The sequence below is a fragment of the Burkholderia sp. IDO3 genome (assembly GCF_003366075.1).
Lineage (GTDB): Bacteria > Pseudomonadota > Gammaproteobacteria > Burkholderiales > Burkholderiaceae > Burkholderia > Burkholderia anthina.
Genome location: NZ_CP028964.1, coordinates 69,309 through 94,428 on the forward strand (window position 1 = coordinate 69,309; position 25,120 = coordinate 94,428).

The window sequence follows — 25,120 nt, forward strand, 5'->3', positions numbered from 1 at the left end:
CGCGTGCGGCAACGGGGGAACGGGGATGTCCAGGAAACGATCGGCCGACGAGTCGATCGCGGCGCTCTACACGGCCGCCATCGACCCCGAACAGTGGGATGTCGCGCTCAAGGCTCTCACGGCGCTCGCCGATGCGCGGGCCGCGAACTGCTTCGTGCACGATGCGCGCACCGGCACCTTCCTCGAATACCACTTCACCGGCTACGGCTCGGCCTGGGCCGATGCGTACGCGAGCCACTATCACCGTCTCGATCTCGCGCGTGGCGTGCTGATGCGCGAGCCGGCCGGCCGCATGTATCCGATGCATCGCTTCCTGCCCGATCAGGTGATCGCGCGCAGCGAGTATTACCAGGACTTCTACATTCGCGAAGGGCTGCGCTACTCGTGCGGCGGCATGCGGCTCGATGGCGGCCGGCGGCTGATGCTCGCCGTGCATCGTCCGCTCAATCACCGGCCGTACGATGCGCACACGACACGCGAACTGCAGCGCGTGCTCGATCACCTGCCGAACGTGTTCCGCCTCCGGCAAACGGCCGCGCCGCCTGCGGCGAGCCGCGAGCCGCTGATGGCCGCGGCGCTCGATGCGCTGCCGCGCGCCGTGATCGTCGTCGACGACACGCTGCGCGTGCGCTATCTGAATGCCGCCGCGCTCGCGATGCTGCAGGAATCGACGGAGATCCGCGCGCAGGCCGATCGGCTCGTGCTGTGGGCGCCGCAGGTCGCGGCGCAACTCGTGCAGCGGGTCAGGGATGCGTGTGCGCCGTGTCCGATCGTCGAACCGTTGCCGCTCTATGCGCTCGATCGCGGGCAGCGCCCGACGCTGGAAATCCACGTCGTGCCGCTGAAGCCGCAATTGACCGCGCCGCTCGATCCCGACACGCGGCCGCTCGCGATGCTGCTGTTGCGCCGACCGTTCCGGCGCATCGAGCGACCGGAAGCGGAGCAGCGTCCGTTCTCGCTCACGCGCGCGGAAATGGCGGTGGCGACGGGCATTGCGCGCGGACAGACGCCAGCCGAATACGCGGCCTGCACCGGCGTGCGGATCAGCACCGTGCGCAGCCAGATCAAGGCGATCTTCGGGAAAACGGGGGTTCGGCGTATCGCCGATCTGGTTGCGTTGTTCGGTGATTGACGGCAGCGGATCCGGCCGCGTCCACGCATGCCGATAGCGCTATTCGCGCCCGTCCAGCTCGGCAAACAGCCAGTCCTGAAAGCATCTCGGCTTCGGCAAATCGGCGCGCGACTTCAGCAGACCGCGCATGCCCCCGTTCACGCGCACTCCCTGAAACCCGAGGAAGGCCACCAGCGTGCCCATTTCGAGCGCGCGCCGCACGAACAGCAAACGCGCCGGACACATGCCCATCCCGTCCACGGCCGCGCTGACCCACATGAACGAGCGATCGAAACGGGCCGCACGGTGATCGCGCGCGTCACGTGCGTGTTCTTCATGACGAAGGCGCAGCGGATGCCCGCGCCACTTCGCGCGTCGTCGCCCGACTGAAACCGCGCTCAGCCGCGCCGGCCGCCGCGCGTCCCCTTGCGTGCAACGGCCGGCGGCTCGCCCCCGCTCATCCGGTCCAGTTGCCGGACGATCTCCGCGCGCAGCTCGGCCGAAATCTCGACACTGTCGAGCAGCTCCGAAATCCACAGCCCGTCGGCCGCGAGCCGGCAGATCATCAGCGTCGCCGCCCGCTCGAGCGGCACCGGGTCCGGGCGCGTCCACTCGCGCATCGGCACCGACCAGCGCGCGCGCGTCTCCTGTTCGGTAATCATCGAAGCGACCAGCACGCGCAGCACGTCGGTACTCGCCGCCGGCTGCGCCGTGTCGAGCACCGCATGCAGATACGCGCGCGCCGCCGCCCCTTCGCCGTGCGGATCGGCAGCCCGACGCGCTTCCATCTGCGTCGCGAAACGCTCGGTCGCCTGCCCGAACAACGCATCGAGCAACCCCTGCTTGTTCGCGAAGTGATATTGCAGCGCGCCTTTCGTGACGCCCGCGCGCTCGGCCACCGCGTCGAGCGTCAACGCGGCCACGCCGTGACGGGTCGCGATTTCCGATGCGGCCGCCAGCAACTGCGCGCGCACCTGTTCGGGTGCTTTCTTTCGCCGCACGCCGACGGCGGCAGACGCGGCGGCAGCGGGCGCTTCCCCGGCGTCGGCGCGCCGCGCGCCGGCCGGTTCGTCGGGCACGGCTGCGTCACGCAAGGCGGGTTCGAGGCGTTTTTTCATGGGGGCGATGGTAGCACTCGCGGTCTCGACATAAACATTCCGTCTGGATGGTATGATCCGCCGCATGAACAAACCCGCCTCTTCCCCCTGGTCCGCGCTCGACGCCGCGATCGCCCGTGGACGCGACGCGCTCGCGCGCCTTCAGCAGCCCGACGGCAGCTGGTGTTTCGAACTCGAATCCGATGCGACGATCACCGCGGAATACATCCTGATGATGCATTTCATGGACCGGATCGACGACGCGCGCCAGGAAAGGATGGCCCGCTACCTGCGCGCGATCCAGCGGCTCGACACGCATGGCGGATGGGATCTGTACGTCGACGGCGCCCCGGACGTGTCGTGCAGCGTGAAGGCGTACTTCGCGCTGAAGGCGGCCGGCGACAGCGAGCATGCGCCGCACATGGTCCGCGCCCGCGATGCGATCCTGACGCTCGGCGGCGCGGCGCGCGCGAACGTGTTCACGCGCATCCTGCTCGCGACGTTCGGCCAGGTGCCGTGGCGCGCGGCACCGTTCATGCCGGTCGAATTCGTGCTGTTCCCGAAGTGGGTGCCGATCTCGATGTACAAGGTCGCATACTGGGCGCGCACGACGATGGTGCCGCTGCTCGTGCTGTGCTCGCTGAAGGCGCGTGCGCGCAATCCGCGCAACATCGCGATCCCCGAGCTGTTCGTCACGCCGCCCGACCGGGAACGCCATTACTTCCCGCCCGCGCGCGGGATGCGCCGCGCGTTCCTCGCGCTCGACCGCGTGGTGCGCCACGTCGAGCCGCTGCTGCCGAAACGCCTGCGGCAACGCGCGATCAGGCATGCGGAGGCGTGGTGCGCGGCACGCATGAACGGCGAGGACGGGCTCGGCGGGATTTTTCCGCCGATCGTCTACAGCTATCAGATGATGGACGTGCTCGGCTATCCGGAAGATCATCCGCTGCGCCGCGACTGCGAGCGCGCACTGGAGAAGCTGCTGGTCACGCGGCCCGACGGCAGCGTGTACTGCCAGCCGTGCCTGTCGCCGGTATGGGATACGGCGTGGAGCACGATGGCGCTCGAACAGGCGCGCGGCGTGGCCTCGGCGGAAGCCGGCGAGCCGGCGGCGGCGCGGGAACTCGACGCGCGCATCGCGCGCGCCTACGACTGGCTGGCCGGGCGCCAGGTCAACGACCTGCGCGGCGACTGGATCGAGAACGCGCCCGCCGACACGCAACCGGGCGGCTGGGCCTTCCAGTACGCGAACCCGTACTACCCCGACATCGACGACAGCGCGGTCGTCACCGCGATGCTCGATCGCCGCGGCCGCACGCATCGCAACGCGGACGGCTCGCATCCGTATGCGGCACGCGTCGCGCGCGCGCTCGACTGGATGCGCGGGCTGCAATCGCGCAACGGCGGCTTCGCGGCGTTCGACGCCGACTGCGATCGCCTGTACCTGAACGCGATCCCGTTCGCCGATCACGGCGCGCTGCTCGATCCGCCGACCGAGGACGTATCCGGCCGCGTGCTGCTGTGCTTCGGCGTCACGCAGCGCGCGGACGAGCGCGCGTCGCTCGCGCGCGCGATCGACTACGTGAAGCGCACGCAGCAGCCGGACGGCAGCTGGTGGGGGCGCTGGGGCACGAACTACCTGTACGGCACCTGGAGCGTGCTCGCGGGCCTCGCGCTCGCCGGCGAGGACGCATCGCAGCCGTACATCGCGCGCGCACTCGCCTGGTTGCGGGCGCAACAGCATGCGGACGGCGGCTGGGGCGAGACGAACGACAGCTACATCGACCCGGCGCTCGCCGGCACCAACGGCGGCGAAAGCACGTCGAACTGCACCGCGTGGGCGCTGCTCGCGCAGATGGCGTTCGGCGACTGCGAATCGGCCTCGGTGCAGCGCGGCATCGCGTATCTGCAATCGGTGCAGCAGGACGACGGCTTCTGGTGGCACCGGTCGCACAATGCGCCGGGCTTTCCGCGCATCTTCTACCTGAAGTATCACGGCTATACCGCGTACTTCCCGCTGTGGGCGCTCGCGCGCTATCGGCGGCTGGCGGGGGCGAAGGATGCGGGCGCCACCGCGTCGTCCGCGTCCGGCACGCCCGGCGTACCGGCCACACGCGCCACGGACAGCGCGCTCGCCTGAGCCGGAACCCCGGCTGAAACGGCAATGCACCGGTACGCCTCACGGCGTCCGGCGCGATCAGGAAGACTCCCTCCTTCCTGCCTACGCATCGCGCAACGCCCGCATCCGCGCAAACGCGTCCCGCAAGTCCGCACAGAACGCGTCGCCGATCATCGACAGCGGCTGCGATGCCGACGTCACCAGATAGAAATGATCGGGCACCACGGGCTCGAACGGCTTGACGGCCACGCGATGCCCCGCATACGCAGCCGTCACCGGATCGATCAACGCGACGCCCGCGCCGTTCGCGACGAACGCGACGATCGTCTGCGACAGTTGGGCCTCGATCGACAGCACGCGCGACACGCCGGCCTCGACGAACACGCGATCGATCGCGCTGCGCGCCTCGAAACTCGGCGGAAACGAAATGAACGGTTCGTCGCGCAGGTCGGCCGGCTGCACCACGCGCTTGCGCGCGAGCCGGTGTCCGCGCGGCACGATGCAGCACATCGCCGCTTCCGCGAGCCGTTCGCCGCGCACCGCCGGATGCGGCACGGGCTCGGCGATCAGCCCGACGTCGCACTGCCCCGACGCGACCTTGTCGACGACCGTCGACGCGCTGTGCGCGAGCAGCGTGATGTCGACGCCCGGATGCGCACCCGAGAAGCGCGTGACGAGCTCCGGCAGCAGGTCGAGCGCGACGGCGGGCGAGCCGGCCACGCGCAGCGTGCCGCGCCGCATCGCGCGGATCTGCTCGGCGGCCTGCGCGACCCGGTCGAGCCCGACGAACGCGCGCTCGACCTCCTCGTACAGCACGCGCGCCTGCGCGGTCGGCGTGAAACGCCCCTGCTCGCGCTCGAACAGCACGAAGCCGACGCGATCCTCGAGATCGGCGATCAGCCGGCTCACGGCCGGCTGCGAGATATGCAGGTCGCGTGCCGCGCGCGTGACGGTATGACGCTGCATCACCGCCCGGAACGCTTCGATCTGACGAATCCTCAGCGAAGGCATGGTCATAACATTGGATTATGGGTCGTTGATCAAGCTGTATTGGACAGTCTATTTTGCCTGCCCGAACATCGGTTCCGCAACGCAACGGAAGCCAGGAACCGCGCCATCATGGTCCATAACACACAGAGATCTCCCCACCGCCACCGGAGCCGCACATGACCGCGCGCCGCTTCGACGTCGTCGTGGCCGGCGGCGGTCTCGTCGGCATGGCCCTCGCATGGGGCATCGCGCGGCTCGGCAAGCGCGTCGCCGTGTGCGACGGCGACGACATCGCGTTTCGCGCGGCACGCGGCAACTTCGGGCTGGTGTGGGTGCAGGGCAAGGGCGGACGCTGCCTGCCCTATGCGCGCTGGTCGCGCGAATCGTCCGGGCGCTGGCGCGCATTCGCCGCGCAATTGCAGCGCGAGACCGGCGTGGACTGCGGTTTCGAACGCCCGGGCGGGATCGAGCTCTTCGAGCACGATGCCGAGCTGGAAAGCGCGGCCGCGCTGCTCGAATCGCTGCATCGGCAGGACGCGGCGCTGTCGTACGAGGTGCTCGATCCGGCTGCGCTGCGCAAGCGAATTCCCGCCGCGTCGCCGGCGCTGGCCGGCGCGCTGTGGTCGCCGAACGACGGTCACGCGAATCCGCTCTACACGCTGCGCGCGATGCTGCAGGCGTTTGTGCGAAACGGCGGCGTGTACCTGCCGCGCAACGAAGTCAGCGAGATTCGTCCGCGCGCCGGGCGCTTCGAGATCGATACGCGCGCGGGCCTGCTCGAAGCCGGTCGCGTGGTACTCGCGGCCGGCCTCGACAACGCCCGGCTCGCGCCGATGGTCGACATGCTCGCGCCGATCTCGCCGCTGCGCGGCCAGATCATGGTCACCGAGCGCCTCGCGCCGTTTCTCGACTATCCGACGCTGGTCGTGCGCCAGACGCCGGAAGGCTCGGTACTGCTCGGCGACTCGGCCGAAGACGTCGGCTTCGACGATGGCCAGACGCGCCCCGCGATGGTCGACATCGCGCGCCGCGCACGCACCGCGTTTCCGGCGCTCGCGCACGCACGCATCGTGCGCGCATGGGGCGCGCTGCGCATCATGACGCCCGACGGCCTGCCCGTCTACGAGGCGTCGACGGCGCACCCCGGTGCGTTCGTCGCGATCTGCCACAGCGGCGTAACGCTCGCGGCCGCGCATGCCGATCTCGTCGCGCCGTGGATCGCGGGCGACACCGCGCCCGCCGACCTGTCCGCCTTCACCACCGCGCGCTTTGCCGCGCCCACGGATGCCCGGCATGTTTGAATCCATCGTTCCCGCCGCCGCGCCGCTCGAGCGCGTGCGCATCCATATCGACGGCACGCCGCACGACGTGCCCGCGCACTACAGCGTCGCGGCCGCGATGCTCGCCGCCGGCGCCACGGCATGCCGCACGAGCGCGGTAAGCGGCACGCCGCGCGGCCCGTTCTGCATGATGGGCGTGTGCTTCGACTGTCTCGTCGAAATCGACGGCGTGCCCAACGTGCAGGGCTGCATGACGCCCGTGCGCGACGGCATGCAGGTGTGCGCGATGCACGGCAAGGCGAGGCTCGCATGACGCGCCGCCAGTACGACCTGCTGATCGTCGGCGCCGGGCCGGCCGGGATGGCGGCGGCTGCTGCCGCGCGCCATGCGGGGCTGTCCGTCGTCGTCGCCGATGAAGGCGGCGCGCCCGGCGGCCAGATCTATCGCAACGTCGCGGACGCCCCCGCGACGCTCGCGCGATGGCTTGGTAAGGATTACGAAGCGGGCCGCGCGCTCGTCGACGGGCAGCTCGCGAGCGGCGCGCACTATCTGCCGCACAGCATGGTGTGGCAGATCGCGTTCGAACCGGAACCGGTCGCGATGCTCACGCAAAGCGGCCCGTCGGGCGGCACGCTCGAAATCGGCGCGCGCGCGGTGCTGATTGCAACCGGCGCGCAGGAACGCCCGTGGCCGGTGCGCGGCTGGACCTTGCCCGGCGTGATGGGCGTCGGCGCCGCGCAAACGCTGCTGAAATCGTCGGGGCTCGCGCCATCGGCCGACACCGTGCTCGCGGGCAGCGGCCCGCTGCTGTGGCTGTTCGCCGCGCAGTTGCTGCATGCGGGCCGGCGCGTGCGCGCGCTGGTCGACACGACGCCGCGCGACGCATGGCGCCACGCGCTGCCGCATGCCCTGCCGGCGCTGCGCGGCGCCGACTATCTGCTCAAGGGCTGGCGCATGCTGCGCACGGTGCGCGACGCCGGCATTCCCGTCTATCGCGGCGCGACCGACGTGCGCATCGACGGCGACGGCCGCGCGCAACACCTTCGCTTTCTCGACGCGGACGGCGTCGCGCAATCGCTCGACACGTCGCTCGTGCTGCTCCATCAGGGCGTGATTCCGTCGACGCAGCTCGCGCGCTCGCTCGGCTGCGCGCACGCATGGGACGAACGCGCCGCGTGCTGGCGTCCGCAATGCGACGCCCGCGGGCGCAGCAGCGTCGCGCACGTCTGGATCGCCGGCGACGGCGCGGGCATCGGCGGCGCGCAGGCCGCGGGGCTCGCGGGCGAAGTATCGGCGCTCGACATCGCGGCCGCGCTCGGCGCACTCGATCGCCAGGCGCAACACGCACGCGAACGCCCGGTGCGGCACGCGCTGCGCCGCCATCTCGCGGTGCGTCCGCTGCTGGATGCGCTGTACACGCCGGGCGCCGCATTGCGGCGCCCCGACGGCGACACGATCGTGTGCCGCTGCGAGGAAATCACGGCCGGCGAGATCCGCGAACTCGCGGCGCTCGGCTGCCAGGGGCCGAACCAGATGAAGGCGTTCACGCGCTGCGGAATGGGCCCGTGCCAGGGACGCTGGTGCGGCACCACCGTCGGCGAACTGATCGCCGACGTACAGCAGCGCGACGTCGGCGACGTGGGTCACTACCGGATCCGCGCGCCGATCAAGCCGGTCACCGTCGGCGAGATGGCCGACGCCCTCGAACTGTCGAACGATTTCCGGCGCGGCGAATTCCCGAGCTGACGCGCGGCCCGCACACCCCCACGCTAGTCCACACGAACGGAGCCTGATCATGAAGAACAAGACGCGCATCACGATACTGCTGTCCGCGGCCGCGATGGCCTTCGCGACGCTCGCTTCGGCGAAGGAATGGACGACGATCCGCATCGGCGTCGACCCCACCTACCCGCCGTTCGAATCGACCGCGACCGACGGCAGCGTCAAAGGATTCGACATCGATCTCGGCAACGCGCTGTGCGCGAAGCTCAACGCGAAATGCGTATGGGTGTCGAGCAGCTTCGACGGGCTGATTCCGGGGCTGCAGGCGCGCAAGTTCGACGTGATCCTGTCGTCGATGGCCGCGACCGAACAGCGCCGTCAGCAGATCGACTTCACCGATCGCCTGTACCGCAACCAGACGCGGCTGATCGCACGCACCGGCTCGGGGCTGCTGCCCGAGGCGGCGAAGCTCGCCGGCAAGCGCGTCGCGGTCGAGCAGGGGACGATCCAGGAAACCTATGCGCGCGACAAATGGTCGGCGGCGAAGGTCGAGGTGGTGCCGTACCCGAGCTACGACCAGGCGTATGCGGACCTCGTGACCGGGCGCGTTGACGGCGTGCTGATGGATGCGGTGCAGGGCCAGCTCGGCTTCCTGTCGACGCCGCGCGGCAAGGGCTTTTCGTTCGCGGGCGGCGTCGTGTTCGACCCGAAGATCATGGGCAACGGCGACGCGGCCGGCGTGCGCAAGGCGGACACCGACCTGCGCGACGCACTGAACCGCGCGATCGCGCAGATCCGCGGCGACGGCACGTACGACAAGATCCAGTCGAAGTATTTCGACTTCGACATGTACGGGAACTGAGCGGCCCTTCAGCGGCACCCGGCCGGACGAGTTCATGCCGCCCCGGCGCACCGGCCGGCGACGCTGCCGCTGTCGCCGCCGGCATCGATCAGCGGGCTACCCGACCCATCATACGAACCCCTCTTCGACCAGCGTACAGCCGTTCGCCGTGATCGCGTGCCGCTGCCCCGAGCCGCCGGCCACCCGGCTCCAGCTTGTGGAAACGAGCGTCGTTGCATCGCCGTCCGCCTGCAGCACATAGCCGAACCCGCCGTACATGCCCGGCACCGCGAACCACATGCGCGGCGCTTGCGCGTCGAATTCGAGCAGCGGTTCGAGTTCGGGCAAGCGTAGCGCATCGACGCGCAGGTGCGCGATGCGGCCGACGATCATCGCGTGGAAATGGCGCTGGATGTGCGTCAGCGTGTCGTGCGGCACGCTGCGCTTCGGCTGCGGCGTCAGCAGGTCGACGAGCGCGCGATGGCCGCGCGCGACGGCGATATCGACCGGTCGCCGGCCCTGCGCATCGCGCAGCATGCGCCACGCGCCGAGCCGCAGCAGTTCGGCGACGAGCGTCGGCGCCGCACCGCCGTACGCGGCCTGGTGCAGCGGCGCATGGAGCGACGTGCCGCCCGGCCGCGTCGCGTTGACGAGATCAGGCGCGCGCGCGGCGAGCGCCAGCATCGTCGCCCAGTCGCCGTTCCGTGCCGCGTCGGCCAGCGCGTGCCGGTTCGCGACGTGTGCGGCGTCGAGCACGTCGGCGCCGATGATGCCATCCCATACGAGACTCAAGCGATTGCCCTCCGTCGACCGGCGTCGCGTACGTCGCGCACCGGATAGCCCGCCCATCATAAGCACTTCCGCCCCGGGCGGGCACGACGGACGTTACGGCTTGCCGGTCACGGATTCGACGATCCGGTATGCCGTCCTCACGCGATCCGCGATCGGAAAGCTGCGGTTCGCGAGCATCACGATCGCGACGCGCTTCGCGGGAACGAACGCGACATACGTACTGAAGCCGTTGGTCGAACCCGTCTTGTTGATCCACACGTCCTGGCGCGGCGCGAGCGGCGGCTCGAGTCGGGTCGCGGGCGTCGCGTTGAGCAGCATCGCCGGCGCGTTGCCGTCGAGCAGCGTCGGCAGCGCGACCGGATACGGATACTGTTCCCAGATCAGGTCCTGCGTCAGCGCCCCCGCACGGAAATAACCGGTATGCGTGCGTTCGAGCGCGCGCTGCAGCGGCGGCGGCGTCTCGACGAGCCCCATGTTCGCCTGCACGAAGCGCAACAGGTCGGCCGCCGTCGTCCTGACGCCGTACGCCGGCTGCCACAGCATGCCGCCCGTCATCCGGATCGGTTTGCCGTCCTGCGTATAACCCTGCGCGTAGTCGGCCCGGCGTGCGGCGGGCACGTCGATATACGTATGCATCATCCCGAGCGCGGGGAACAGTTGCTGCTCCATCAGCACGGAGAAATCGCGGTGCATCGCCTTCGCGGTGAGCCGCCCGAGCATCCCGATCGCGACGTTCGAATATGTGCGGCGCGTGCCCGGCGTGTATGCGGGCCGCCACGCGCCGAGATAGCGCATCAGGCCCGCATCGTCGCGCACGCTGTCGGGCACCTGCAGCGGCATGCCGCCCGGCGTGTGCGTGCCGAGCTCGAGCAGCGTCACGCCGCCGAACGGCTTGCCCTGCAGCGCGGGCAGATACTTGCCGGCCGGGTCCGACAGCGACAGCTCGCCGCGCGCCTGCGCATCGGACGCGAGCGTCGCGGTCAGCGTCTTGCTGACGGAGCCGATCTCGAACAGCGTGTCGCCGGTCACGGGCTTGCCCGTTTGCGTCGACATCACGCCGTAGTCGAACACGTACGGCTTGCCGTCGGCGACGATGCCGATCGCCATGCCGGGAATGGCGTACTGCTTCATCAGCGGCGCGACGTTGCGCGTCACGATGTCGTGAATGTCGTCCTGCGTGGCGGCGGCCGCGCGGCCGGCCGTGGTGGCGGCGCACGCGGCGACGAACAGCGTCGCGGCGATGCGTATCGCGTCGAATCGCATGGTTGCGGTTCCTTCGATGTCGGTGGTTTGCGTGGGCGCCGGGCCCGATGCACCGCGCGGCAATGGCGGCGGGCCCGGCGAAGCAGGACTATCCGCCGCCGGCCGCGCGCCAACAATCGATGAATTTTTGCGCGAGCATAAAGAAAATCTTATGCAGCGAGTGCGTCGGCTTGCCGAACGTCAGCCCGGCAAGCGATCGAGGAAGGCGAGCATCGCGGCGTTGAACAGCGCGGGCCGCTGCAGCGGCGCGAAATGGCTGACGCCCGGCAGGATCGTCAGCGTCGCGCCCGGAATCGTGCGCGCAAGATACGCCGCGTGCTCGACGCGGATGAATTCATCGTGCTCGCCCTGCACGATCGCGACCGGCACGGCGATTGCCGCGAGATCGGCCGCGCTGTAATCCGGTTGCGTGCGCATCATTTCGCTGACGGCCGCGACGAAGGCATCGAACTGTTCGGGCGTCGCGGACAGTCGTGCGTAGTCCTTCCGGTGCCGCGCGAAGCAGCGGTCGATCAGCGGGCTCGGCGCCATCTCCTTCGTGCCGCCCGGATCCATGTTGCATGCGAAGAAGAACACGCCCGCCGCACGATCGGGCGCGCGGGCGGCCAGCACGAGCGCGATGCACGCACCGTCGCTCCAGCCGGCGAAGCGTGCGCGGCCGATGTGCAGCGCGTCTAGCACCGCGAGCACGTCCGAGGCCATGCGGTCGTACGAATAGGGGTGGTCGTCGCGCGTGCTGCGGCCGTGACCGCGGCTGTCGATCACGATCGCGCGATAGCCGGCCGCGAGCAGCGCCGGCACCTGGTTGCCCCAGTTGCCGCCGTGGCCGAGGCCGCCGTGCAGCAGCACGACCGGCGGGCCCTGGCCGAACGACGCGTGCCAGATGCGCGCGCCATCATGGTCCAACCATCCTGCGGTGTCGGCCGGCGGCAGCGGCGTGCCGCCCTGCGTGTCGAAGCGGATGAGGTCGTCGTCGGTGAATGGCGCATTCATCGTGCTGCCGTCCTGTCGCGGGGAGACGAGCTTCCGATTGTAATGCGCGTCGCGCGGTCATCCCGCGCCGGCACATGCGGCGCGGCGGCGGCCCGTCAGGCCTGCGTCGACACCAGGCCGCCCGAGGTCGAGCCGCCCGTCTGCTCGATCGCCTGCGTGAGTTGCGCGATCGCCGTCGACAGCGCGGCCGAGATCGAACTGGCTTCCGCGCTCAGCGACTGCTGCTCGATCGCGGCGGCCGGATCGTTCTTCGCGCGCTGCCCGGCATTCGCCATCTGCTGCTGCAGCTGCGCGAGCTGTTTCTGCAAGCGCTCGATGAGCTGCTTCAACTGCGCGACAGCGGGATCCACCGCCGACGATCCCGACGCGCCCGGCGTCTGGCCCGCGGCGTCGGACGACGCGGCGCCGCTCGTCGGCGAGGACGCCGAGGCAGAGGCCGTCGAGGTGGAGGTGGACGTCGAGGCCGCGCCGGACGGGCTGGCGGTCGTATTGCCGGTGGTCAGCGGGGTCTGCGCGGCTGAAGAGAGATCGATCTGCATCGTGTCGGTCCGTCGTGGGTCTGCGATTCGTATCGGTTGCTCGGGAATACCTTCCAATCGGTTTACGGCATTCGTCCGATGTAACTTTAGCGGCGCCGAATTTCCCGAAGGGGCCAGATTGGCGCTCCGGTCGCGCTGGTAAAATCGCCGGCTGGTCTGCTGGCGCAACACGTCGGCGGCTCCCCGCAGCGCCGCACGGCACGCCCGTATCGGCGCCCGCCCGGTCGAGCACAAGCGCCGGCTCGTCCAGCGCCGGCACGTCGCGTGCCTTGGCGCTCGCGTCGACGCGACGGCCGCGCCGCGCACGCGCTTCATCACGCATCTCGAGGTACTCACGATGGCCCGCATCGGCGCCTTCTGCCTGACGACGTGGCTCGCCGCCGCGATTCTCTATTTCGGCCAGCACTCGGTCGCGATGATCGCGCTCAGCGGCGTGGTCGTGTTCGGCGGATTCGACTTGCTGCGTCCGTAACGGCCAGCGGCGGCACGCCGGCGCCCGATCGGCTCGCCGCGGCCTCGCTCGACCACACGCGCCGCCACACGCCCCCGCGCCCCATTCGTCACCGCAGGCCCGCTCTCGCACGCACGAACCGGAACGACGCGCATGCCGTTCCGGCCCATGCGCGGCCCGTCACCGCGGCAACGTCCGCAACGACGACGGCCCGCCCGACAGCGCGATGCGCTTGCCCGTATCGTGCAGCTTGCCGCCTTCCACCGCATACAGCGCGAGCTGCCGCTCGACGTTGAACTGCACGATCACGTGCTTGCTATCCGCCGTGAACACGATCCCCTGCGCGGCCTCGCCGCCGGGCACTTCGCTCGTCTGCACCGCATGGCCGTCGCGGATCTCGAACAGCACCACCTTGCCGCGCGCGTGGCGGCCCGGGTTGTCGGGCGTCAGGTTCGAGCCGTCCATCGCCTGCACGGCGATCCACTTCCCGTTCGGCGAGATCGCGACGCCTTCCGGCAACGACGGCACCGTCAGGTACTGGACCGTGCGGAACGGCACGTGCGACACGTCGATCAGCGCGATCGAATCGGCGTCGCCCGCAAGCGTGCCCGTGTAGCCCGGCAGCCCCGCGAGCCCGACGTTGCTGACCACCGCCCAGCGGTTGTCGCTCGACACGTCGATCGTGTAAGGCGCGACGCCCGTGCTCAGCCGCGTACCGCTGTCGGTCACCTTGCCGTCGTCGACGTTCAGCACCGCGACGCCCTGCTCGTCGCGCAACGACACGAGCGCATGCTTGCCGTCGTGCGTGAAGCTGATCCCGGCGAGCCGCTTCTTGCCGATCTTCAGGTTGCCGTCGAGCGTGACGTGCGCCCCGTCGATCCGCAGGATCGACACGCTGCCGTCGACGTTCGCGACGAGCGCGAGCCGGCCCGCGCGGTCGATCGCGATGCCTTGCGGATGCGTGCCGAGTTCGATGCGCGTGACGGCCGGCGGCGACGCGTCGAGATTCACGACCTGCAGGAACGTGTCGTACACGAGCTGCTTCGCGCCCGGGTCGTAGCGCGTCGGCGCGCCGACCAGCGCCACTTTCGCGTCGGGCGTGATCGCGACGGCCTGCGGCGGCCCCTGGATGCCGTTCTCGACGTCGACCTGAAGCGCGACCTTCGGCGGGAAGACGCTCGCGTCGAGCAGCGTCAGCGTATCGGCGGGCGGCGACGCGAGATAGGTGTCGCGCCCTTCGACGCGCTGGTATTTGCCGTCGTTGCCGGACACGATCCAGTCGGCCGCATGCGCGGCGAAGGCGGTCGTGGCGAGCGTCAGCGCGGCGAGCAGGCGGGCGCGGCGCAGGCGGAAAGGGTTCGAATGCATGACGGTCGGTTCTCCGGATCGGTTGCGGACGCAAGGAATGGCACGACCCTGCTGCTCGACGGGCCGATGCAGCCGCATGATGCACGAAAGCGCGCAAAGCCGGCGTGACGTGCGCGGTTCGCGCCGCCGCGCCCGGGCGACGTCGCCGGACGGAGAGACGCCGCGCGCCGGAACGGGCCACGCCGCATGCGTCGCTCGCGAAGCGGGAATCAGGGCTGCGCAGCTCCGCGCCGGGTACTGCGGCACCGGCGCGTCATGTCGGCCTGAAGGCGCTTCGCCTGGCTTTCGAGAATCCGGCAGAACGCTTCGGTCAGCGCGCTCCCCGGCCGCAGCGACGGGCGCAGCATCGCGATCCGGCGCGGCGGAATCGTGTCGATCGGCACGAACGCGAGGCCCGTCGCATCGATCGACGCGGCCGTCAGGCTGTCGACGATCGCGCGGCGCCCGGCCAGCTGCACCATCCGGCACGCGAGCGCCGAGCTCGACACGCGCGCCTGGATCACGTGCCGGTTCTCGGTCGCCGACAGCAGCGCCTCGAGCGCCGGGATGTCTTCCAGCGCATCGACGCTCGTCAGCCCGCCTTCCTCGAGATCGGCGAGCGTCACCGTGCGCCGCGCGGCCAGCGGATCGTCGGTGCGCATCGCACACACGATCGTCGAATCGAGCAGGTGCTGCTCGGTGACGTTGCGCATCGCGCGAAACGGCGCGCAGATGCCGAGATCCATCTGCTGGCTCTCGACCAGATCGAGCATCCGTTCCGCATTCTCGATCGCGACCTCGACGAACACCTTCGGATATTTCGCCTGGAACACCGTGATCGCCTCGGGCAGCAACCGCTCCGTCACCGCCGGATACGCGCAAATGCCGAGACGGCCGAGCGTGCCGGCGCGCAGCCCGTCGGCCAGTTCGTTGAGCGCGTGCAGGCTCGCATTGGTCCGCTCGGTCTGCTCGAACAGCAGGATCGCTTCGGCGGTCGGCAGCAAGCGGCCCTTTTCGCGCTTGAACAGCTCGACGCCGAGGCTCTCCTCGAGCAGCTTCAGCTGCTTGGTCACCGCCGGCTGCGAGATGTGCAGGTTGCGCGCGGCCGCCGTCAGCGTGCGGCACCGGACCACTTCGTACAGCAACTCCACCTGGTGATAGTTGAGCGTTCGCCTTGCCATGTCCTCTCCTTCAGACGCTTCGCCGTCGCGAAAGCATAACCCACGGTTATGGACTCCGGTCCGACAATGTATTGGCGGAACAGCGCGGAATTCGCTGAAATCACGCCTTTGAACACAAGAGCGGCGGATCCGCGCAGTCAGGGGACAACGATGCAGACAAGATCGAACTCAGGGGCGCAAAAGCCCACGAAATTCCGATGGTTCATGGTGTTTCTCGCGTTCCTCGCGATCGTCACCAACTACATGGATCGCGCGAACCTCGCGGTCGCGCTGCCGTACATGAATACGGAGCTGCACCTGTCGTCCGCTGAATCGGGTCTGATCCTCGGCGCCTTCTTCTGGACCTACGCGGCGTGCCAGATCCCGGCCGGGATGCTGGTCGACAAGTTCGGCGCGAAGCTCGTGTTCGCGGGCGCGGTCGTCTGGTGGTCGGCCTTCACGATGGCGACGAGCCTCGCGCGCGGCGGCGCATCGCTGCTCGGCCTGCGCTTTCTGCTCGGCGTCGGCGAGGCCGGGGCCTTCCCGTCCGCAACCAAATTCGTCGAGCGCTGGTTTCCGCCGACCGAACGCGGCCTCGCGTCCGGCATCTACGACTGCGGCGCGCGCGGCGGCACGCTGATCGCGCTGCCGATCTGCACCGCGATCATCACCGCATACGGCTGGCGCGCATCGTTCATCTTCACCGGCGTGATCGGGCTCGTGTGGGTCGTCGTGTGGCTGTGCGTCGCGAGCGAGTTTCCGTCGCAGAACCGCTTCGTCAACGATGCCGAAGCGAAGCATGTCGGGCAGGACGCCCCCACCGGGAAGCGTGCGCCGGTCCGCATCAAATGGGGTGAGCTGTTCACGTCGCGCGTGGTGTGGGCGATGTCGCTCGGCTTCGCGTGCCAGGGCTACGTCGTCTATTTCTTCATCACGTGGTACCCGACCTACCTCGTGAAGGAGCGCGGCTTCAGCCTGCTGCAGCTCGGCTTCTACGGGATCCTGCCGGGTCTCGCGGGCCTGGTCGGCTCGTGGGTCGGCGGCTGGATCTCCGACCGCATCGCCGCCAGCCGCTACGGACTGAATGTCGCGCGCAAGGTCTGCATCGTCGTCGGGATGGCGCTGAGCGCGACGATCGGCCTCGCCGGGCTCGCGACGCAGGCATGGCTCGCGCTGCTGCTCCTGTCGATCGCGTTCTTCGGCGTATCGGTCGCGACGTCGAGCATTCTCGCGCTGCCTGCCGACGTGTCCGCACGCGGCGAGCGCTCGGTGGCCGGCACGGTCGCCGGCTTCCAGAACTGCATCTCCAACCTCGCGGGCATCGCGAGCCCGGCCGTGATCGGGCTGCTGAAGGACGCGACCGGCTCGTTCACGCCGGGCCTGATCTCGGCGTCGATCATGGCGATCATCGGCTGCCTGATCTACATCTTCATGCTGGGCCCGATCCGCGACGACGTGCTCGAGCACGTCATCGCCGACTGACGGCCGCACGATTATCCGCGACCACTTCACGAGGACAACATGCTTTGCGATTCACCGAAGGTACCGTTTCTTGCCCAGGGTATCGAGCCGGATACGGACAAGGTCCGCGCCACGTTCGCGGTGCTCGGCGCGCCTTACGGCGTGCCGTACGGCCCGGCGCTGCTGCATTGCGACGCGTCGAACGCACCTGACCGCGTGCGCGAGCGCAGCTTCCGCTACGGGCGGCAGGTCGCGCACTACGACTTCGACCTGCAAGGCACGCTGTTCGGCGATACCGACGCGACCTGCGTCGACTGCGGCAACCTGCCCGGCACGCTCGACGTCGCGCGCAACGCGGCGGCCGTGACCGCCGCGGTCGCGTCGCTGCTGGCGCGCGGCGCGATCCCGATCGTGCTCGGCGGCGACGATTCGATTCCGGCGCTGTGCGTGCGCGCATTCGCGGAACACGGGCCGGTGAACGTGCTGCAGTTCGACGCACACCTCGATTTCCGCGACGAAGTGAACGGCGAGCGGCATGGCTATTCGAGCCCGATCCGGCGCATTCGCGAAATGCCGTTCGTGAACCGGATCGTCCAGGTGGGGCTGCGCGGCAGCGGCAGCGCGCGGGCGAGCGACGTCGACGACGCGCTGCGCTCGGGCAACGTGCTGGTTCCGGCGGAGGTCGTGCACGACGAAGGCATCGCGGCCGTCACGCGGCACCTGACCGACGATGCGCCGTGGTTCGTGACCGTCGACATCGACGGCCTCGATCCGGCCATTGCACCGGGCGTCGTCGCGCCGCTGCCGGGCGGGCTGTCGTTCCATCAGACGCGCGGGATCCTGCGCCACCTGTGCGCCCATGCGCGGCTCGCGGGGATCGACATCGTCGAATATCACCCGGCGCTCGACGTGCGCGAGATGACCGCGCTGACGATCGTGCGGTTGCTGACCAACGTGATCGGCACCAGCGCGCGGCGACTCGCGCGATAAGCGTCGCGGCCTCCGGCACGCCGGTCACGGCGATCGGAACGATCGCCGTCATCGCCCGCCGACGGCGTGCCAACTTCTTCACTCTTGCAGTCATTACGGGGCAACGCGGCACCGCGCTCGGCCCCGCTTCCCGCTCCCGCATCACACCGGATCGACCGAACCCGCGACCGGCGACCGCGACACGCACGCCGCCAGCGCGACGAGCGACAGCACGAGGATCGACACCGTCAGCACCGTCCGTCCGGTGCCGGCCATCGTGCTGACGCCCGTCGCGACCAGCGCCGCGCTGCCGATCTGGCAGAAGCCCACGAGCCCCGACGCGGTCGCCGCATGACCGTGCCGGCCCGCCACCGCCCCGGATACGGCCAGCGACAGCGACGAACCGTTCGCAAGACTGACGATGCACATCGGCACGACGATCGCCGCGACGCCCGGGACCCCGCACGCGCCCGCGATGCCGAACGCCACGCCGCCGAGCACGAAACACGCGATACCGGCCGCGACGATGCGGTCGTACGGCCAGCGGTCGAGCAGACGCTTCGCCGCGATGTTCGCGGCGATGATGCCGGCCGTCAGCGGCAGGTAGAGCCAGCCGCGGCGCGCCTCGTCCAGCCCCGCCGCCGCAAACAGGAACGGCGATTGCGTCAGGTACACGAACCACGCGCAGTAGATCGCACACACCACCGCCGTATAGCGGCGGAACGCGGCATCGCGCAGCACGCGGCCGAACCCGGCGAACGGCGACGTGCGGGCACGGGCATGCGCGGGGCGGGTTTCCGGCAGCAGCGCGAGCGTACTCGCGAGCGCGGCACCGCCGAATGCCGCGACGAACACGAAATCGGCGCGCCAGCCGGCCCACGCGGCGAGATGCCCGCCGATCGCGGGCGCGAGCGCCGGCGACAGCGAAACCAGCGGATAGACCACCGCATAGACCTTCGCGGACACGCGCGTGTCGCAGGTGTCCGCGATCACGGCGCGGCCGATCACGAGCCCCGCCGCGGCGCCGGCCGCTTCCACCATGCGCCAGACGACGAACGCCGCGAAACTGCCGGCCGACGCGCAGCCGAGCGAGCCGCCGATGTAGATCAGGATGCCGGCCACCAGCACCGGCTTGCGGCCGTAACGATCGGACAGCGGCCCGTAAGCCAGCTGCGCGACGGCCAGCACGAGCAGGTACGCGGACACGGTCTGCGGCATCCGCCAGCCGGCAACGCCGAAATCGGCGGCCATGCCCGGCATCGCGGGCAGGTAGACGTCCGACGCGACGAGGCCGAATGCGCTCAGCATCGCGACGACGAGAATCAGGGAAAGACGCGGCATGACAAGGCTCCTCGCACGCCGGCCCGGCCGGCGCGCATGTGATTGAACTCAGGCGCCGCATGGTAGAGATCGGCCGGGCATGTGAAAATGCACGAAATCGCACGCCTCACCTGCAAATTCGCATCACTTCGGCACGACATGAACTGGGACGACGTTCGCATCTTTCTCGCCGCGCATCGCGCCGGCACCCTGCGCGGCGCGGCCGAGCAACTGGGCATCGACCAGACGACGGTCGGGCGACGCCTCGGCGCGTTCGAGCGCACGCTGGGCAGCCGGCTGTTCCTGCGCACCACCGGCGGACTCGTGCTGACCGACAGCGGCCGGCAGGTACTTGACACCGCCGAGGGCATGGAACGGCTGGCCGTGTCGTTCGAGCGGCGCAGCGAAGGCGCCGACGCGCGCGTGGCCGGCGACGTGCGCGTGACCACGACCGATGCGCTCGCGGTCGACTTCGTCGTGCCGGCGATCGAGCGCCTGCAGCAACGCCATCCCGACGTGCGCGTGCTCCTGAGCACCACGACGCGCGTCCTCGACCTCGCGCGCCGCGAGGCCGACATCGCGGTGCGCACGACGCGCCCCGACCCGCCCGACCTGATCGTGCGGCTGCTCGCGCGCTGGGACGTCGGGCTGTATGCGACGCGGCGCTATCTCGAGCGCTTCGGCGAGCCGCGCCCCGGCAGCCGCTTCGCGGGCCACGACATCGCGCGCTACCAGCCGGGCGTCACGCAACGGCAGCACGACACGCTCGCCGGCGAATCGGCCGCCGACGGACGCATCGTGGCCGAACTCGATTCGAGCCTGATGCTCGCCACGTTCGTGCGCGCCGGCCTCGCGCTCGGCGAGCTGCCAACGTACCTCGCGCGGCGCGATCCGGAACTGGTGCGCGTCTGGCCCGGACGGCAGCGCGCGCAACCGTACGAGACGTGGCTCGTACTCCATCAGGATCTTGCCCGCACCGCGCGGGTGCGCGTCGTCGTCGACGCGCTCGTCGAGACGTTCGCGCACTGACGCGCCCGCCGCGACGCCCCCCCGGTATGACGCGCAATGGCGGGCTGCCGCGCCGGATGTCACCACTCGTCGGAACGGGCCGCAGGCCAGGCCAAGACATGGCCCGGCCATCGGGCGCGATGACGGACTTCATCAACGGATTGCAGTGGTCGGGGTACAAGCGCTTCGACTGGCGCGTCGTCGGCGAGTCGGCGAGTCGGCGTGTGCGGATTCGCGGAGCCGCGTGCTCGCGACCGGCGAACCGAGCCTGTCGATCCCGTGCGATGCGAAGCGCCGCTACGGCGGCATGCTCGACGACGGGATGCTGATGGCGCTGCCGCCTGCGGCGCTCGGGCAGGCGATCACGGGAATGGAAGCGCCGGCGAAAAACGGGCTGCGCGATCCGTTCGCGCAATATGGCATCCGGCAGGACGTGCGCGCGGGCATGGCAGCGCGCTACCCGAGGCAGACCTGAGCCGCGTTCGCGCGGCATCAGCCGCCGAGCGTCTCCTTCAGGAAATTGACGCAGGCACGCACCTTCGCGGATTGCGCGAGCCGCGCCGGATACACGGCCCACACGTTCGCCGGCTGCGTGACGCCCGGCAGCACGCGCTGCAGGCGTCCCGCGTCGATCAGCGGCTGCACGTCCCAGATCGAACGCAGCACGATGCCGCGTCCGGCCAGCGCCCACTGCACGGCCACTTCGCCATGATTGCTGGACAACGGCCCGCTCACCTGCACGGACACCGTCTCGCCGCGCGCATCCAGCCGCCACACGCCGAACGGATGATCGCGCTCCTTGATCGCGAGACACGCATGCGACGCGAGATCGCCGACCTGCTTCGGCGCGCCGTGGCGCGCGAGATAGTCCGGCGACGCGCACAGCACGCGATGATTGGTCGCGAGCTGCTTCGCGATCAGGTGCCCGGCGATCTCGTCGCCGATCCGCACGTCGACGTCGAACCCTTCGGCCGCGACGTCGACGAGCCGGTCGAACAGTTCGAGCCGCACGTTGAGCTGCGGATAGCGATCCGACAGCTCGGCGAGCGCCGGGGCGACGACGTTGCGGCCGAACCCGAAGCTGCTCGACACGCGCAGCGTGCCGCGCGGCACGCGACGCGTCGTCGATACGTCCTCGACCAGATGCTCGACGTCGTCGAGGATTTTTTCGGCCCACGCCACCACGCGCTCGCCGGCGTCCGTCACCGCCACGCGGCGCGTCGACCGGTGCAGCAAGCGGATGCCGAGGCTCGTCTCGAGCATCGCGACCCGCTTGCTCACGTCAGAGGAACGGGGCGGAATGCGCGACGGCGACTTGCCCCGCCCGCGTCGTGTTGCGGGCGGCCCGGTTACTCCGCCGGCATCCGCACGTCGCCATCCACGCGCAACGTGCGCTTGCCGCGCGCGACATCGTATTCGACCGTCTGCGCCGACGTCACCGAACCGTAGGACACGCCGTTCACGTAGACGGTGCCGGCCTTCAGCTCGACCCTGTCCCCGTTGACCGTCGCGGTGCCATGTTCGCCCTGCAGGACCGCGCCCGCGCAGCCCTGGCGGGAAAAACTGCGGACCGACGAACCGGATATGCCGGCGGCCCCGCCCTGACCGGGCAACGCAAACGACGGGATCGCGGGCGTCGGCGCGCTCGATGCGCTCGCCGCGCGACATGGCGCGGTGTCGCCGCTATCGGCGGCGCGGGCAGCCTGCTGGGTGAATAGCAAGGCGACGCCGGATGTGGCGAGCAATGCGATCGTCATGGGTTGCAGTCGGTTCATGTCGATCTCCATCGTTGCTCGATCGGGTTGAACGTTCCGAGTATGCGCCCATTCCGCCAGCGTCGGCCATCCAAACGAATACCCGTCGCAGCCACTGCGGCGGGTATTCCGAACCCGTACCCGCGTCGGAGCCGACCACCCCGTCGTACGTGGCGCCGACGACCGGATCGCCGGCCCCGATGATGTGCCGTCGTCCCATTGCGCTGCCTCGCTCGCGAGTTCGGGCACCGCATTCGGCCACACCGCTTCGTGATCGGACGAACAATGATCCAGGGCGTCGTGACCGTCGGCGCGCCGCCGCTCGGCCGCACGATAACGAAAGCGCACGGCCGCCGCGCAACGCGGCTATCGCGGCGCGGGCTCCGCGCGCGAAGGCGCCGGCGCGAACGTGGCGTCGATGAACCGGATCACGTCATCGAGCGACGACGTGCACATAGCGCCCGGCGCGAGTTCCCGGAACGCACCGTCCGGGCCGAAACAAACAAGCGGCTTGCGCCAGCGCCGCGCAAGCGCGATTTCCTCGGCCGTCCCGTGGCCGCCGGGCAACGCGACGATCAGGTCGCTGCTCAGCACGTTCACGTAGTTGCGGTTGATCGTGTGCGGATCGGCGCCCGGTTCGCGGCGCGGCAGCGGCGTGAGGATCGGGATCTCGACGAACGGATGCGGATAGCCGTCGAGCGGCACGAAGCCCGCGTGCGGATCGGCTTGCGTCGGCAGGATGCCGATCGAGCGCCCGGCGCGCGCCGGCACGGCGGCGAACGCCCGCGCGACCGCGAGCATCACGCCCTGCCCGCCGCCCGTCAGCAGATTGAAGCCGGCGTGCGCGAGCCACGCGCCGAGCGGCTCCGAATACGCGAGCCACGGCTCCTTGCCCGAGCCCATCACGCCGATCGTCAGGTTGTCGCGTTGCATCGTGAATTCCGGTGGAGGTCGTTAAATTGTCTTGAGTGGCATCGACGCGTTGCGTTGCGCTGCGCCGCACCGTGCTGCACATGCCGCTATTCGAGTTCGACGCCCTTGAGTTCGGGGATCAGGAACAGCGTCGCGACCATGTCGAGCACGTAGAGGCCGGCGAGCAACGCGATCGCCGTCTGGAACGAGTAGTGCGCGGCCAGCGCGCCGACCGCGACCGGCCCGAACCCGCCGATCGCGCGGCCGATATTCCACAGCACGTTCTGCGCGGTCGCGCGCGCGGCCGTCGGATAGCCTTCGGACATCAGCGTTCCGTATCCGCCAACCATCCCGTTGACGAACATCCCCATCAGCGCGCCGGCCCACAGCATCGTCGTCGGATCGGACAGCCGCGCATACGCGATGACCGTCACGACCGCGCCGAGCTGGTACAGCAGGAACGTCGGCTTGCGCCCGATGCGATCGGCGAGCTGCCCAAACACCCACACGCCGACCATCATTCCGATCACGGTCGCCGCCGTCCACAGCCCCGACTTCGTCAGCGAGAAGCCCATCTGCTTCGACAGGAAGGTCGGCAGCCAGATCATGATCCCGTAGTAGCCGAAGTTCTGGACCGCGCAGAGGATCACGATGCCGGCGCTCGTGCGCGCGGTGCGGCCGTCGGCGACGAGCATCCGGAACGTGTTGACGCGCGGCTGCGTCGCGCGCTGCACGAACACTTCCGGCTCATGCAGCCGGTTGCGCAGCACCCACGCCAGCAACGCGGGCAGCACACCGACCACGAACATCCCGCGCCAGCCGATATGGAGCAGCAGAAGCGGCGTCAGCAGCGCGGCGAGCAGCACGCCGGCCTGCCAGCCGAGCGCGACGTAGCACGACACGCGCGCCCGCTTGCTCGCCGGCCACGCTTCCGCGGCGAGCGCCATGCCGATCCCGAACTCGCCGCCGAGGCCGATGCCCGCGATGGTCCGGTAGACGAGCAGATCGCGAAAGCCCTGCGCGAACGCGCAGAGGCCGGTGAAGATCGCGAACAGCAGGATCGTCCAGGTCAGCACGCGCACGCGTCCGTAGCGATCGCTCAGGGCACCGAACAGAATGCCGCCGGCGACCGCGCCGATCAGCGTCCACGTGACCAGCGCGCCGCCCTGCCCGGGCGTCAGTTGCAGCGCCGCGGCGATCGCGGGCAGCATGAAGCCGAGGATCAGCAGGTCGAAGCCGTCCATCGCATAGCCGATCGCCGAGCCGGCCAGCGCCTTCCACGCGTAAGCGCCGACCTGTTCCCCGCGCGGCGCCGCCGGATCGCCGAGCGCCGAAGATTTCATGTTTGCTGCCATGGTGTTGTGCCGGAAATGTCCGGGCGACATTCTAAGGCCAGTTGCCGCGCGTGACGGGCCGGTGAACGGACGCGGGCGGGAAAGCACCGCGTCCCGCTTTCCGGAGCGGGAAGCGGGACGCGAAAAGTAATCGGTTTGAAAGACGGAACGAACGACGCTACGCTTGCGCGGGCCATCGAAAGGACGGGACGGTGACGCTTGGCCGGAATCCCCGCCGGCGCGCGTCGAACGGCGCCGGCGCGACGCCGGCGCCGTGCTGGATCAGCCCTGGTCGTCCCCGGGCCACCAGGTTTTGGCCTCGCGGTCGACGAGCAGCGGGCCGAGATCCCTGCCTTCGAGCCATTTCGGCTTCGGGCCGCGGCCCGACCACGAGCGTCCCGTCGTCGGGTCGTAATACTTGGCGGGCGACTTGCGTTTTCGCTGAACGATATAGCCGAGGGCGCTCAGCACTTCCTGCTGCGAGATCCCCAACAGCTCGACCTGTTCCTTGAATGCCGCGAGCGCGGCCTGTTTCTCCTTCTGTTTGGCTTCCGACAGCTTGATGTTCAGGTCCCGAAGTTGTGCTTCGAGTTCCTGCAGGGCCTGGGTCATGTACACATCCTCTTTGGGTATGTTTTTATTCAAAAAACGTCCGAT

General features: G+C 69.7%; 25 protein-coding genes and 1 pseudogene. 11 read left to right on the forward strand and 15 right to left on the reverse strand.

Going from position 1 to position 25,120, the window contains the following annotated elements; genetic code table 11:
- Positions 1-25: 25 nt before the first annotated feature.
- Positions 26-1,132, forward strand: a complete 1,107-nt coding sequence (locus DCN14_RS31945) for a PAS domain-containing protein (RefSeq protein ID WP_096508607.1) — start codon at positions 26-28, stop codon at positions 1,130-1,132.
- A gap of 39 nt (positions 1,133-1,171) precedes the next feature.
- Here DCN14_RS31945 and DCN14_RS31950 read toward each other — a convergent pair whose 3' ends face one another.
- Both DCN14_RS31950 and DCN14_RS31955 read right to left on the reverse strand, forming a co-directional pair.
- Positions 1,172-1,390: a hypothetical protein gene (locus DCN14_RS31950; protein WP_096508606.1), complete on the reverse strand. Its 219-nt coding sequence runs from the start codon at positions 1,388-1,390 to the stop codon at positions 1,172-1,174.
- Between the two features lie 119 nt (positions 1,391-1,509).
- Positions 1,510-2,229, reverse strand: coding sequence for a TetR/AcrR family transcriptional regulator (locus tag DCN14_RS31955; protein WP_096508605.1), 720 nt, complete (start codon positions 2,227-2,229; stop codon positions 1,510-1,512).
- A gap of 52 nt (positions 2,230-2,281) precedes the next feature.
- Here DCN14_RS31955 and shc point away from each other — a divergent pair, with 52 nt between their 5' ends.
- Positions 2,282-4,348, forward strand: a complete 2,067-nt coding sequence (gene shc, locus DCN14_RS31960; protein WP_096508604.1) for a squalene--hopene cyclase — start codon at positions 2,282-2,284, stop codon at positions 4,346-4,348.
- A gap of 81 nt (positions 4,349-4,429) precedes the next feature.
- Here the strand turns inward: shc and DCN14_RS31965 are convergent, their stop codons facing one another.
- Positions 4,430-5,344, reverse strand: a complete 915-nt coding sequence (locus DCN14_RS31965) for a LysR substrate-binding domain-containing protein (RefSeq protein ID WP_096508603.1) — start codon at positions 5,342-5,344, stop codon at positions 4,430-4,432.
- A 149-nt stretch (positions 5,345-5,493) separates the two neighbouring features.
- Between DCN14_RS31965 and DCN14_RS31970 the strand changes: the two genes are divergently transcribed.
- From DCN14_RS31970 to DCN14_RS31985, 4 genes are read left to right on the forward strand one after another with little or no spacing between them, the layout of a single operon-like run.
- On the forward strand, positions 5,494-6,618 hold the full coding sequence (locus DCN14_RS31970; protein ID WP_096508602.1) for an FAD-dependent oxidoreductase: 1,125 nt from the start codon (positions 5,494-5,496) through the stop codon (positions 6,616-6,618).
- On the forward strand, positions 6,611-6,910 hold the full coding sequence (locus DCN14_RS31975) for a (2Fe-2S)-binding protein (RefSeq protein ID WP_096508601.1): 300 nt from the start codon (positions 6,611-6,613) through the stop codon (positions 6,908-6,910). The genes DCN14_RS31970 and DCN14_RS31975 overlap by 8 nt, the downstream gene beginning before the upstream one ends.
- Complete coding sequence (locus DCN14_RS31980; protein ID WP_096508600.1) at positions 6,907-8,343, forward strand: NAD(P)/FAD-dependent oxidoreductase; 1,437 nt, start codon at positions 6,907-6,909, stop codon at positions 8,341-8,343. The genes DCN14_RS31975 and DCN14_RS31980 overlap by 4 nt, the downstream gene beginning before the upstream one ends.
- Before the next feature lie 49 nt (positions 8,344-8,392).
- Entirely contained in the window at positions 8,393-9,181 is a 789-nt protein-coding gene (locus DCN14_RS31985) for an ABC transporter substrate-binding protein (protein WP_096508599.1), read from the forward strand.
- A 108-nt stretch (positions 9,182-9,289) separates the two neighbouring features.
- Here DCN14_RS31985 and DCN14_RS31990 read toward each other — a convergent pair whose 3' ends face one another.
- The 4 genes from DCN14_RS31990 to DCN14_RS32005 all read right to left on the reverse strand — a co-directional run bounded on the left by DCN14_RS31990 (position 9,290) and on the right by DCN14_RS32005 (position 12,747).
- Positions 9,290-9,952 carry an ankyrin repeat domain-containing protein gene (locus tag DCN14_RS31990; protein ID WP_096508598.1) on the reverse strand — a complete coding sequence of 221 codons (663 nt, stop codon included), beginning with the start codon at positions 9,950-9,952 and terminating at the stop codon, positions 9,290-9,292.
- Between the two features lie 93 nt (positions 9,953-10,045).
- On the reverse strand, positions 10,046-11,215 hold the full coding sequence (ampC, locus tag DCN14_RS31995; RefSeq protein WP_096508597.1) for a class C beta-lactamase: 1,170 nt from the start codon (positions 11,213-11,215) through the stop codon (positions 10,046-10,048).
- Between the two features lie 180 nt (positions 11,216-11,395).
- The gene (locus DCN14_RS32000) at positions 11,396-12,208 is read right to left on the reverse strand and encodes an alpha/beta hydrolase (protein ID WP_096508596.1); all 813 of its coding nucleotides are present in this window, start codon (positions 12,206-12,208) and stop codon (positions 11,396-11,398) included.
- A 95-nt stretch (positions 12,209-12,303) separates the two neighbouring features.
- Positions 12,304-12,747, reverse strand: coding sequence for a hypothetical protein (locus DCN14_RS32005; RefSeq protein ID WP_096508595.1), 444 nt, complete (start codon positions 12,745-12,747; stop codon positions 12,304-12,306).
- Between the two features lie 337 nt (positions 12,748-13,084).
- On the opposite strand from DCN14_RS32005, the gene DCN14_RS39070 reads away from it, so the two are divergent.
- A complete protein-coding gene (locus tag DCN14_RS39070) occupies positions 13,085-13,219 on the forward strand; it encodes a hypothetical protein (protein WP_006750603.1) in 135 nt (44 codons plus the stop codon).
- 159 nt (positions 13,220-13,378) lie between these two features.
- On the opposite strand, the gene DCN14_RS32015 is transcribed toward DCN14_RS39070, so the two are convergent.
- Both DCN14_RS32015 and DCN14_RS32020 read right to left on the reverse strand, forming a co-directional pair.
- The gene (locus tag DCN14_RS32015) at positions 13,379-14,566 is read right to left on the reverse strand and encodes a beta-propeller fold lactonase family protein (RefSeq protein ID WP_096508594.1); all 1,188 of its coding nucleotides are present in this window, start codon (positions 14,564-14,566) and stop codon (positions 13,379-13,381) included.
- Between the two features lie 209 nt (positions 14,567-14,775).
- Positions 14,776-15,726: a LysR substrate-binding domain-containing protein gene (locus DCN14_RS32020; RefSeq protein WP_096508593.1), complete on the reverse strand. Its 951-nt coding sequence runs from the start codon at positions 15,724-15,726 to the stop codon at positions 14,776-14,778.
- Between the two features lie 204 nt (positions 15,727-15,930).
- Between DCN14_RS32020 and DCN14_RS32025 the strand changes: the two genes are divergently transcribed.
- Both DCN14_RS32025 and DCN14_RS32030 read left to right on the forward strand, forming a co-directional pair.
- On the forward strand, positions 15,931-17,187 hold the full coding sequence (locus DCN14_RS32025; protein WP_208001001.1) for an MFS transporter: 1,257 nt from the start codon (positions 15,931-15,933) through the stop codon (positions 17,185-17,187).
- Between the two features lie 39 nt (positions 17,188-17,226).
- Entirely contained in the window at positions 17,227-18,156 is a 930-nt protein-coding gene (locus tag DCN14_RS32030; RefSeq protein WP_096508591.1) for an agmatinase, read from the forward strand.
- Positions 18,157-18,297: 141 nt separating this feature from the next.
- Here the strand turns inward: DCN14_RS32030 and DCN14_RS32035 are convergent, their stop codons facing one another.
- Positions 18,298-19,476, reverse strand: coding sequence for a multidrug effflux MFS transporter (locus tag DCN14_RS32035; protein WP_096508590.1), 1,179 nt, complete (start codon positions 19,474-19,476; stop codon positions 18,298-18,300).
- A 138-nt stretch (positions 19,477-19,614) separates the two neighbouring features.
- Between DCN14_RS32035 and DCN14_RS32040 the strand changes: the two genes are divergently transcribed.
- A complete protein-coding gene (locus DCN14_RS32040) occupies positions 19,615-20,484 on the forward strand; it encodes a LysR family transcriptional regulator (protein WP_096508620.1) in 870 nt (289 codons plus the stop codon).
- A gap of 223 nt (positions 20,485-20,707) precedes the next feature.
- Positions 20,708-20,938 carry a hypothetical protein gene (locus DCN14_RS32045; protein WP_346265282.1) on the forward strand — a complete coding sequence of 77 codons (231 nt, stop codon included), beginning with the start codon at positions 20,708-20,710 and terminating at the stop codon, positions 20,936-20,938.
- A gap of 17 nt (positions 20,939-20,955) precedes the next feature.
- Here the strand turns inward: DCN14_RS32045 and DCN14_RS32050 are convergent.
- The 5 genes and pseudogenes from DCN14_RS32050 to DCN14_RS32070 form a co-directional block, all read right to left on the reverse strand.
- A pseudogene (locus DCN14_RS32050) lies at positions 20,956-21,753 on the reverse strand (LysR substrate-binding domain-containing protein); the annotation flags it as partial.
- A gap of 59 nt (positions 21,754-21,812) precedes the next feature.
- Complete coding sequence (locus DCN14_RS32055; protein ID WP_240327481.1) at positions 21,813-22,250, reverse strand: sugar ABC transporter ATPase; 438 nt, start codon at positions 22,248-22,250, stop codon at positions 21,813-21,815.
- Positions 22,251-22,583: 333 nt separating this feature from the next.
- A complete protein-coding gene (locus tag DCN14_RS32060) occupies positions 22,584-23,150 on the reverse strand; it encodes a DNA-binding protein (RefSeq protein ID WP_096508589.1) in 567 nt (188 codons plus the stop codon).
- A gap of 86 nt (positions 23,151-23,236) precedes the next feature.
- Entirely contained in the window at positions 23,237-24,484 is a 1,248-nt protein-coding gene (locus DCN14_RS32065; RefSeq protein WP_096508588.1) for an MFS transporter, read from the reverse strand.
- A 261-nt stretch (positions 24,485-24,745) separates the two neighbouring features.
- On the reverse strand, positions 24,746-25,075 hold the full coding sequence (locus tag DCN14_RS32070) for an H-NS histone family protein (RefSeq protein WP_096508587.1): 330 nt from the start codon (positions 25,073-25,075) through the stop codon (positions 24,746-24,748).
- Positions 25,076-25,120: the final 45 nt, after the last annotated feature.